This is a genomic window from Ruthenibacterium intestinale (genome assembly GCF_040096265.1).
Classification (GTDB): domain Bacteria; phylum Bacillota; class Clostridia; order Oscillospirales; family Ruminococcaceae; genus Ruthenibacterium; species Ruthenibacterium komagatae.
In genome coordinates this window covers 25,320-34,508 of the sequence record NZ_JBBMFA010000079.1, presented here as the reverse complement: position 1 = coordinate 34,508, position 9,189 = coordinate 25,320, and the positions used below count along the sequence as shown (strand labels likewise).

Below are 9,189 nucleotides of genomic sequence, written 5' to 3'. Positions count from 1 at the left end.
CTATATCTGAAATGCATTTTTGCAATTCATTCAAAAACCTTTCATTTTAGACTTGACTTTTAATAGTTAGTCTTATGAAAAAAGACAGGCCCGCAATCCGGGCCTGTCTGGATGGATTTCTCAGGCCTGATACTCGTGCTCGCAGTACAGGCAGCGGTAGGTGCCTTTGTCCGCGTCGGCCAGGGTGAACACCTGCGCAAGCCCCTGCTCGGTGGTGGTGATGCAGTGGGGGTTTTTGCAGCAGACCGCGTTCACGATGCGCTCCGGCAGCTGGACGCCCGCGGGGTCCGCCCCCTGCAGAACCTCCAGCACTCGTGCGGGCAGAGCGGTCTTCTCGCGGGTGCAGATCTGGGCGGCACAGGGTTTTTCAAAGCCGCCCGCCTGCTCCAGCAGCGTCAAAATCAGCGCCATGCGGATGTATTTTCCGCACAGAGCCTGCTCGAAGTACAGCGCACGGGGATCGTCGTCCACCTCCGGGGCGATCTCGTTGACCCGGGGCAGCGGATGCAGAACGATCATCTCCGCGGGGGCCAGCTTCATTTTCTCTCCGTCCAGAATGTAGCTGTCCCGCAGGCGCAGGTAGTCCTCCCGGTTGGCAAAGCGCTCCTGCTGCACGCGGGTCATGTACAGCACGTCCGCCTGGGCCAGCCCCTTCTCCAGGCTGTCGGTCTCCTCATAGGCGAAGCCGCCCGCGTCCAGCTCGTCCAGAATGTAGGTGGGCATGCGCAGCTCGTCCGGGCTGACCAGAATGAACCGCACGTCCTGATAGCGCATCATGGCGCGGACCAGGCTGTGCACCGTGCGGCCGAACTTCAAGTCACCGCACAGGCACAGGGTCAGCCCGTTCAGGCGGCCCTTGTGGCGGTGAATGGTCAAAAGGTCCGTCAGCGTCTGGGTGGGATGCTGGTGGCCGCCGTCGCCGGCGTTGATGATGGGGCATTTGGCAAACAGCGCGCCCACGCCCGCAGCGCCCTCTTTGGGATGGCGCATGGCGATCACATCGGCGTAATTGCCCACGATGCGCACCGTGTCCGCCACGGACTCGCCCTTTGTGGCGGAAGAGGAGCTGGCGGAAGAAAAGCCCAGCACGCTGCCCCCAAGCTCCAGCATTGCGGCTTCAAAGCTCAGGCGGGTACGTGTACTGGGCTCAAAAAACAGAGTGGCCAGTTTCTTTCCCGCGCATTTGTGGGCATAGGCCTGAGGATGGTCGATGATGTCGTCGGCCAGTGCCAGCAGGCGGTCAATTTCCTCCACGGTCAAATCCAGCGGGCTGATCACATGTTTCATGATGAAGACCTCCTAAATTTATCGTAACTTTTCCCGTTCAATACTATAGCAGTTTTGCACGGCCGGCGCAAGGCACTCGGGGCAAAAAAACAGCGGCCGAACAGGCCCGGTTTCAATTTCCTGTTGACAAAGCGCCGGTGTTTTTTTATAATCACCATAAACAATACTATTTTAGTGTAAATAAAAGAATTGAGAAAGGAACGATCGTATGTCTCGTATTTATACAAGTGCGGACCAGCTGGTGGGCCGCACGCCCCTGTTGGAACTGAAGCGCCTGGCACACAGCGAACAGCTGAACGCCCGGCTGCTGGTAAAGCTGGAGCTGTTCAACCCCGGCGGTTCGGTGAAGGACCGCATCGCCAAAGCCATGCTGGACGACGCCGAGGCACGCGGCCTTTTGAAGCCGGATTCGGTGATCATCGAGCCCACGTCCGGCAACACGGGCATCGGTCTGGCGGCCATGGGCGCGGCCCGCGGCCTGCGGGTGATTCTGGTCATGCCCGAGACCATGTCGCTGGAGCGCCGCCGCCTGATGCAGGCCTACGGCGCCGAGCTGGTGCTGACCGAGGGCGCCAAAGGCATGAAGGGCGCCATTGCCAAAGCGCAGGAGCTGGCGCAGCAGATTCCGGGGGCGTTTATGCCGGGTCAGTTCACCAACGAGGCCAACCCCACGGCGCACTGGCAGACCACCGGCCCGGAGATCTGGCAGGACACCGACGGTCAGGTGGACCTGTTTGTGGCCGGTGTGGGCACGGGCGGCACCATCACCGGCGTGGGCGGCTATCTGAAACAGCAGAACCCCGGGGTGAAGGTGGTGGCTGTGGAGCCGGCCGATTCGCAGGTGCTGGGGGGCAAAGACCCCGGCCCGCACAAGATTCAAGGCATCGGCGCGGGGTTTGTGCCTGCGGTGCTGAACACCGGCGTGTACGACGAAGTGATGCCGGTGCGCAGTGAGGACGCCTTTGCGGCCAGCCGTCTGCTGGGCCGCACGGAAGGGGTGCTGGCAGGCATCTCCTCGGGCGCGGCGCTGTGGGCGGCCATGGAGCTGGCCCGCCGGCCGGAGAACCGGGGCAAAACCATTGTGGCGCTGTTGCCGGACACCGGCGAGCGCTATCTCTCCACGGGCCTGTTCAGCGAAGAATAAAAAAAGAAGCCGGTCAAACCGCAGGGTTTGACCGGCTTTTTGCTTTTGGGATGCGCGGGGTCAGACGGATGTCTTTTCCCGGGTGAGAACTTTGGCCGCTGCCAAAAAGCCCAGCAGCAGCACCAGGCCCACCGGCAGGGCGATCCAGGCGGAGCGGACGAAGCCCGCCACCAGGTATGTGACAAAGCTGATGACCGCCACGCTGACGGCATAGGGCAGCTGCGTGGACACGTGGTTCACGTGGTCGCACTGGGCGCCCGCCGAAGCCATGATGGTGGTGTCGGAAATGGGCGAGCAGTGGTCGCCGCACACGGCGCCGGCCATGCAGGCGGAGATGGAGATGATCATCAGTTCCGGGTCGGAATTTTCAAACACATGCACCACAATGGGAATCAGGATGCCGAAGGTGCCCCAGGATGTGCCGGTGGCAAAGGCCAGCAGGCAGCCCACCACAAAGATGATGGCAGGCAGCAGGCTCATCAGGCCCTCCGCGGAGCTCTTGACCAGCTCGGCCACGAACACGTCCGCGCCCAGGCTGTCGGTCATGGCTTTCAAAGCCCAGGCAAAGGTCAGGATCAGGATGGCCGGGACCATGGCCTTGAAGCCTTCGGGAATGCAGTCCATGCACTGTTTGAAGGTGAGGATGCGCCGCACCAGATACAGGATGACGGTGATCACCAGGCCGAAGAAGCTGCCCAGCGCCAGACCCACGGATGCGTCGGAACCGGAGAAGGCGGTGACAAAGTCCACGCCGCTGAAGAAGCCGCCGCTGTAAATCATGCCCAGGACGCAGCACACGATCAGAGAGAGAATGGGGATCAGAAGATCCATCACGGTGCCGGGCGCGTTGGACACGTCGTCCGAAGAGCCGGCGTACGGGTTTTTGCCGCTGAACAGATCGCCGTCGAGGGCGTTGCGCTCAAATTTGGCCATGGGACCGTAATCGATGTTGGCCAGGGAGATGACGATCAGCATGGTGATGGTCAGCAGCGCGTAAAAGTTGTAGGGGATGGCGCGGATGAAAATGGACAGGCCGTCCTCGCCTTCCACAAAGCCGGTGACCGCCGCGGCCCAGGAAGAAATGGGGGCGATGATGCACACCGGGGCGGCCGTGGAGTCGATGATATAGGCCAGCTTTGCCCGGGAGATGTTGTGCCGGTCGGTGACGGGGCGCATCACGCTGCCCACCGTCAGGCAGTTGAAATAGTCGTCGATAAAGATCAGCACGCCCAGGGCCACGGTGGCCAGCTGCGCGCCGGCCCGGGTCTTGATGTGTTTGGAAGCCCACTGGCCGAAGGCCGCCGAGCCGCCTGCCTTGTTCATCAGGGCCACCATGGCGCCCAGGATGACCAGGAACACCAGAATGCCCACGTTGTAGCTGTCAGACAGAACAGCGATGATGCCGCCGGAGAGCACGTGGTTCATGGTGCCTTCAAAGGAGAACCCGGAGTACAGCACCGCGCCCACCACAATGCCGATGAACAGAGAGGAATACACCTCTTTGGTGATGAGGGCCAGGCCGATGGCCACCACCGGAGGCAGCAGGGACCAGAAGGTCGCGTACAGGCCGGGAACGTCCTGCGCCGCCGCATCCTCGGCAAAGGCCGGCACGGCGAACAGGAAGGCGAAGGCCAGAACAGCCACCGCCGCTGTGAGAAGTTGTTTTTTGCGGAGCATAGTGAGAGAAACCCCTTTCCAAAATAACGCGGGCCATGCGGTCCGCTTTCTTTTTATGCGGACCTGCGTCCGTACAAAACAAAAGCCGTGCCCGTGCGGCCACAAGGGCGGACACGGTTCACGGCGTATGGTGCAGCATGTGCAGAATAAGCGGTGATAGCGCTCCACAATTCCCTTTGTGGCAGTCCGCCGCATCTTTTGCTGCGAACCAAGGAACAGACCGTCGGGCCTGTCTGAACCTTTCGGCGGCGCTCCCTTTCCCGCGGCGGTCACCCGGACCGTTCTGCCGCGTTACTCATGAGAACCGCGCCTCTATCGTACCAAATCTGGAATTTTCCTGTCTGTGACAACACAGACAACCGCATTATAGCATTGTTTTGCGAAAAAGCAAATGCTTTTTGAAGTTTTTGCCCCAAAAGACAGCTTCAGGCTGTTTTCGGCTCTTGGGGAAGGAATTTTCCCCGCTTGTAATAGACCAGAAAACAGATGCTGGTCAGCGTCCAGCTGATGGGGTAACTGGCGGTCACCGTGAAGATGTCCCGGTGCAGGGGCACCACGAAGAAGATCCAGATCACCCGCAGCAGGCACACGCCGCAGCCCGTCATCACCATGGGCACCAGCGACTGGCCGCATCCGCGGATGGCGCCGGACAAAATTTCGATGCACACATAGGTCACATAGAAAGTGGACATGTGCAGCACCAGCTCCGAGCCGATGGCCAGCACCGCCTGGTCCTGAGTGAACAGGCGCAGAAGAGAGCCGGAGAAGGTCACCACCAGCGCGCTCATGGCCAGCGCGGTGCCTGCGCACATGGCCATGCACACCCGCACGCTTTTGCGCACCCGGTCGTACCGGCCCGCGCCGAAGTTCTGCCCCGCGAAGGTGGTGATGGCGATGCCGTAAGCGCCGCTGATCATCCAGAAAAAGCCGTCTACCTTGGAAAAGGAGGTCCAGGCGGCCACCGTATCCGTGCCGAAGGAGTTGATGCAGCTTTGCACGATCACGTTGGAGATGGAGTACATGTTGGACTGCAGCGCCGCGGGAATGCCCACCGCCAGCACCGCTTTCAGGGCCGATGCGCAAAAGCGGATGCGGGTCGGGTCCATGTGATAAATGCGGCTGGTGCGGGTCAGCACCAGAAAGATCAGCCCGGCGCTGACCCACTGGCTGAGCACGGTGGCCAGCGCCGCGCCCAGCACGCCCAGGCCCAGGAAGGCCACAAAGACCACGTCCAGCACGATGTTGGTCAGGCAGGCGGCCAGCAGGAAATAAAGCGGGCGTTTGGTGTCGCCCACGGCCCGCAGAATGCCCGCGCCCACATTGTAGAAAAAGGAGGGGATGGAGCCGAAGAAATACACGCTCAGATACGTCACCGCGTAGTCCATCACGTCCTCGGGGGTTCCCATGGCGGTCAGGGCGGGGCGCGCCACCAGCACGCCCACGGCGGTGAAGGCAAGGCCGCCCCACAAAGCCAGCGCGGCCGAGGCGTGCACTGTTTTCTGCACGGTCTGCGCGTCCGAGGCGCCCACGCTTTGGGCAATGACCACCGTGGTGCCCGCAGCCACGCCCACAAACAGGTTGACCACAATGTTCACCAGGTTGCCCGTGGCGCCGCCCACCGCGGCCAGCGCGGCTTTGCCCACGCACTGGCCCACAATGACCGCGTCAAAGGTGTTGTAAAGCTGTTGAAAAAAGGTTCCCAGCAAAATGGGGAAAAAGAAGATCAGAAGCTGTTTCCAGATGACACCGCTGGTGATGCGGTTCTGGGTGGCGCTGGCCGTCATGGCACATTCCCTCCTTGTATTTTTTCACCGATGCGCCACCCAGTATAGCACAGCGGGGCGGAAAGTCAATCACTCAAAGCAGGTGTGCCAGATAGGCGGCGCGCTGCAGCAAAGCGTCCCGTTCGTTGGGCACTTCGCCGTCGATCACGCTGTCCAGCAGCGCGTTCAGCACACGGCCCACCTCCGGGCCGGGAACAGCGCCCGCTTCGATCACGTCCCGGCCGTTCACCGCCAGCATGTCCAGCCGGTAGCACGCGCCCGCCGCCAGCTGTGCGCGGGCGGTTTCCACAAACGCGTCCAGCTGGGCCAGGCGCTGTTTGACCCAGGGGGTGCAGGCGTGGGCGGTCAGGTCCGCCCGGCGCAGGGCGGCCAGCTGCATCAGTCCCGTTTCGTCCAGGCGCCGCAGCCAGCGCCGCACGCCCTGCGGGGTGGCAGGCAGGGCCATATCGTGCATGCGCACCAGCTGCGACACCCGGGCAATGCGGCTTTTCGGGGCGTGAAGCCGGGTCAGAATCTTCTGCACCAGCTGTGCGCCCCGCTCGTTGTGCCCGTAAAAATGACCGGCGCCTTCCGCGTCCAGCGACAGGCAGCCCGGTTTTCCCACATCGTGAAGGAAGGCGGCCCAGCGCACGTTGGGGTCTGCGGGGGCAAAGGCCACGGCGGCCGCCATGTGCCCGTAGACGTCCCGGTCGTGGTGGATGCTGTGCTGTTCCAGCCCGATGCAGGGGGCCAGCTCCGGAATGACCGGGACCAGAATGTCCCCGCAGCCGGCCAGCACCCGCCCGGCGGCGGGACCGCACAAAAGTCTTGTCAGCTCCCCGTACAGCCGCTCGGCGGAGATCCGGGTCAGAAGCGAACGGCAGGCGGTCATGGCGGCCAGGGTTTCGTCCTCAATGGAAAAGTCCAGCTGGGCGGCAAGGCGCAGCCCCCGCAGAATGCGCAGCGCATCTTCGGAAAAGCGGGTTTTGGCGTCGCCCACACAGCGGATCTGCTGGCCGCGCAGATCGGCGCGGCCGCCGAAGGGGTCCCGCAGGCCCCGGCGGGGATGGCAGGCCATGGCGTTCACCGTAAAGTCGCGCCGGGCCAGGTCTTCTTCCAACCGGTCCACAAAGTGCACCTGGCTGGGATGGCGCCGGTCCCGGTAATCCTTCTCAGTCCGGTAGGTGGTGATCTCGTACACACCGCCGCCGGCGGCCACGCCCACGGTGCCGTGCTTTACGCCGGTCAGCACCAGAGGCCGGCCGGCAAAAATCCGGCGCAGGTCCTCGGGGCGGGCGTTGGTGCACAGGTCCCAGTCGGCGGGCGTGCGGCCCAGAAGGCGGTCGCGCACGCAGCCGCCCACGGCCCAGGCTTCAAACCCGGCCTGTTCCAGTTCGTTCAGAAGCGTCAGCACTTCCCGCGGCCATTTCATCGCACGACCTCCTTTCGCGGGACAAAAAACGCCTTGGCCGGACAAGTCCGGCCAAAGCGGTCCGATCAGTTTTCGGCCTGCAGTTCTTTCTGCAGCGCGCGGGCCTGCGCCAGAATGACCACGTCGCCTTTCAGGCCGGTCACTTCCTTCAGCACGCCCCGGGCCTCGGCCCGTTTGCCGGCCGCCGCGTAGATGCGGGCCAGCAGCAGGCGGCAGACCGCTTTGTGAAGCGTGTTGGAACGCGAGCTCAGCTCTTCCCGCACAAGCGTCACGTCCACGGGTTTTCCGTCCGCCAGGTCCAGCTGGATCTGGTTGGTCTGATAGGTGCGGTCATAGTTGGGGCTGATTTTGTGGTGCTCCCGTTTGGCCACGTCCAGCAGTTCGGCCATCTGTGCCTGGGCGGCGCGGGCGCCTTCCACATCGCCCGCCATCATTTTATAAATGCAGGTGTTGCCCGCAATCAGAAGCTGGGTGTCCACCCGTCCCTTTTTCTCGGGGATGGGCAGAGAAGAGATCAGAGAGAGGGCTTTTTCCGAGTCGCCCGCATAGGCGTAGGCGTTGGCCAGGTGCGCCTGCAAAGTGCGGCGGCACCGGTCCGACAATTTCTGCTGGCACACCGGCTCGTACTGTTTGATAAAGCGGCGCGCTTCCAGCTCGTTGTAAAAAACCGCCAGCAGCCGCAGGTAGATCTCCTGCGCTGTCATCATGGCATGCACGCGGGACGCCACCAGGACCACCGCCCCGGGCACCAGTGCGCACAGCACAAACGGGGAGAGGCCGAACTTCCACAGCAGCACCAGCCCGCACAGAACCGCGGTCACCACCGCGCTCCCAATTCCTCTTTTCCACAGCACGCGGCTGGCTCCAAAAACCGAAACAAACAATGAACAAACGCCCCTTCCTGATCGCAATCCGTCTGCCAACAGTATAACAGACTTTGCGAACAAAGCAAAGGGGCGTTTGAAAAACAGAATCAAAGGCTGGCCAGCAGCCGGCACACCGTCTCGGCGGCACAGGGGTCCGCCCAGGTGCTTTGTGCCTGGCGCATGGCACGGGCGCGGCCGGTGTTCTGGCACAAAAGGCGGGCGGCCCGGGCTGCTGCGCCGGGGGTGCGGGCAGACAGAGCCATTCCGCATTCCGCGAACAGGGCGGCGCCGGGTGCGTCGCCGGTCAGCACCAGAGGGGTGCGCCGTGCGGCCGCCCGGGCCAGAAGCAGAGGATGCGCGCTGCCCACCAGCACATTGCAGCTGTCCAGCCACAGTTCCAGAGGCTGCTGTGCGCCGCGCACCAGGACCCGCGGCTGCCGGGCGTAGCGGCGGGCCAGCCGCGCCGAAAGCTCTTCATCGGAACACACTGCGGCGACCCAGGGGTGAAAGTCCGGCAGGTCCAGCAGCGCGTCGATCTGCTCGCCCCGGGCATTGGGCGCCAGCACCAGCCATCCGCCCCGGGGAACGCCCAGCGCGCGGCGGGCGTCGATGCGGTCGAGCCCCGGCCCGCCGTACACCGGAACGCCGGTGGCGTGCAGCGCCCGGGCGGGAATGCCCGACCGCAGCGCGTCCTGGATCAGAGACGGGTGTGCAAGGGCGTAGGCATCGCACCCGGCCCAGCCCGGCGACCACTGGTAATCGGCTGCAAGCCCCAGCGTGGGAACGGCCAGCTGCCCGGTGCGGCGCAGAGCCCGCAGCATGCGCACCGCCCGGGGATGGACCGCAGTCACCGCGTCCCACCGGCCGGCGGCGATCTCCCGCGCCAGGGCGCGCGGCTGCGTCTGGGGCAAGATCCGGCCGGTATCTCCCCGGGCGCGAAGCCGGGCGCAAAGAGCCTCGGCCGCGCCCAGCCCTGCCGCCGAAGAGCCGATGATCAGAATCCGCATGGGGGCCTCCTCG

The 9,189-nt window shown here is 63.6% G+C and carries 7 protein-coding genes, 1 pseudogene and 1 riboswitch; of the genes and pseudogenes, 1 reads left to right on the top strand and 7 read right to left on the bottom strand.

Going from position 1 to position 9,189, the window contains the following annotated elements; translation table 11 throughout:
- Positions 1-120: 120 nt before the first annotated feature.
- Together WMO24_RS06220 and pyrB are read right to left on the bottom strand one after the other, a co-directional pair.
- The gene (locus WMO24_RS06220; protein WP_349215450.1) at positions 121-411 is read right to left on the bottom strand and encodes a hypothetical protein; all 291 of its coding nucleotides are present in this window, start codon (positions 409-411) and stop codon (positions 121-123) included.
- Positions 385-1,287 (bottom strand): annotated as a pseudogene (gene pyrB / locus WMO24_RS06215) (aspartate carbamoyltransferase); the annotation flags it as partial. The gene WMO24_RS06220 and the pseudogene pyrB, both read right to left, overlap by 27 nt.
- A 208-nt stretch (positions 1,288-1,495) precedes the next feature.
- On the opposite strand from pyrB, the gene cysK reads away from it, so the two are divergent.
- Entirely contained in the window at positions 1,496-2,431 is a 936-nt protein-coding gene (gene cysK, locus WMO24_RS06210; RefSeq protein WP_349215449.1) for a cysteine synthase A, read from the top strand.
- A gap of 60 nt (positions 2,432-2,491) precedes the next feature.
- Here cysK and WMO24_RS06205 read toward each other — a convergent pair whose 3' ends face one another.
- From WMO24_RS06205 to WMO24_RS06185, 5 genes are all read right to left on the bottom strand, one after another.
- Positions 2,492-4,108 carry a Na+/H+ antiporter NhaC family protein gene (locus tag WMO24_RS06205; RefSeq protein ID WP_349215447.1) on the bottom strand — a complete coding sequence of 539 codons (1,617 nt, stop codon included), beginning with the start codon at positions 4,106-4,108 and terminating at the stop codon, positions 2,492-2,494.
- Positions 4,109-4,257: 149 nt separating this feature from the next.
- Positions 4,258-4,431, bottom strand: a riboswitch (Lysine riboswitch).
- Positions 4,432-4,533: 102 nt separating this feature from the next.
- Positions 4,534-5,892 carry an MATE family efflux transporter gene (locus tag WMO24_RS06200; protein WP_349215446.1) on the bottom strand — a complete coding sequence of 453 codons (1,359 nt, stop codon included), beginning with the start codon at positions 5,890-5,892 and terminating at the stop codon, positions 4,534-4,536.
- A 73-nt stretch (positions 5,893-5,965) separates the two neighbouring features.
- Entirely contained in the window at positions 5,966-7,303 is a 1,338-nt protein-coding gene (locus tag WMO24_RS06195; RefSeq protein WP_349215445.1) for a CCA tRNA nucleotidyltransferase, read from the bottom strand.
- A 65-nt stretch (positions 7,304-7,368) separates the two neighbouring features.
- Positions 7,369-8,157, bottom strand: a complete 789-nt coding sequence (locus WMO24_RS06190; RefSeq protein ID WP_349215444.1) for a hypothetical protein — start codon at positions 8,155-8,157, stop codon at positions 7,369-7,371.
- A 119-nt stretch (positions 8,158-8,276) separates the two neighbouring features.
- Positions 8,277-9,176: a glycosyltransferase family protein gene (locus WMO24_RS06185; protein WP_349215443.1), complete on the bottom strand. Its 900-nt coding sequence runs from the start codon at positions 9,174-9,176 to the stop codon at positions 8,277-8,279.
- Between the last annotated feature and the right edge of the window lie 13 nt (positions 9,177-9,189).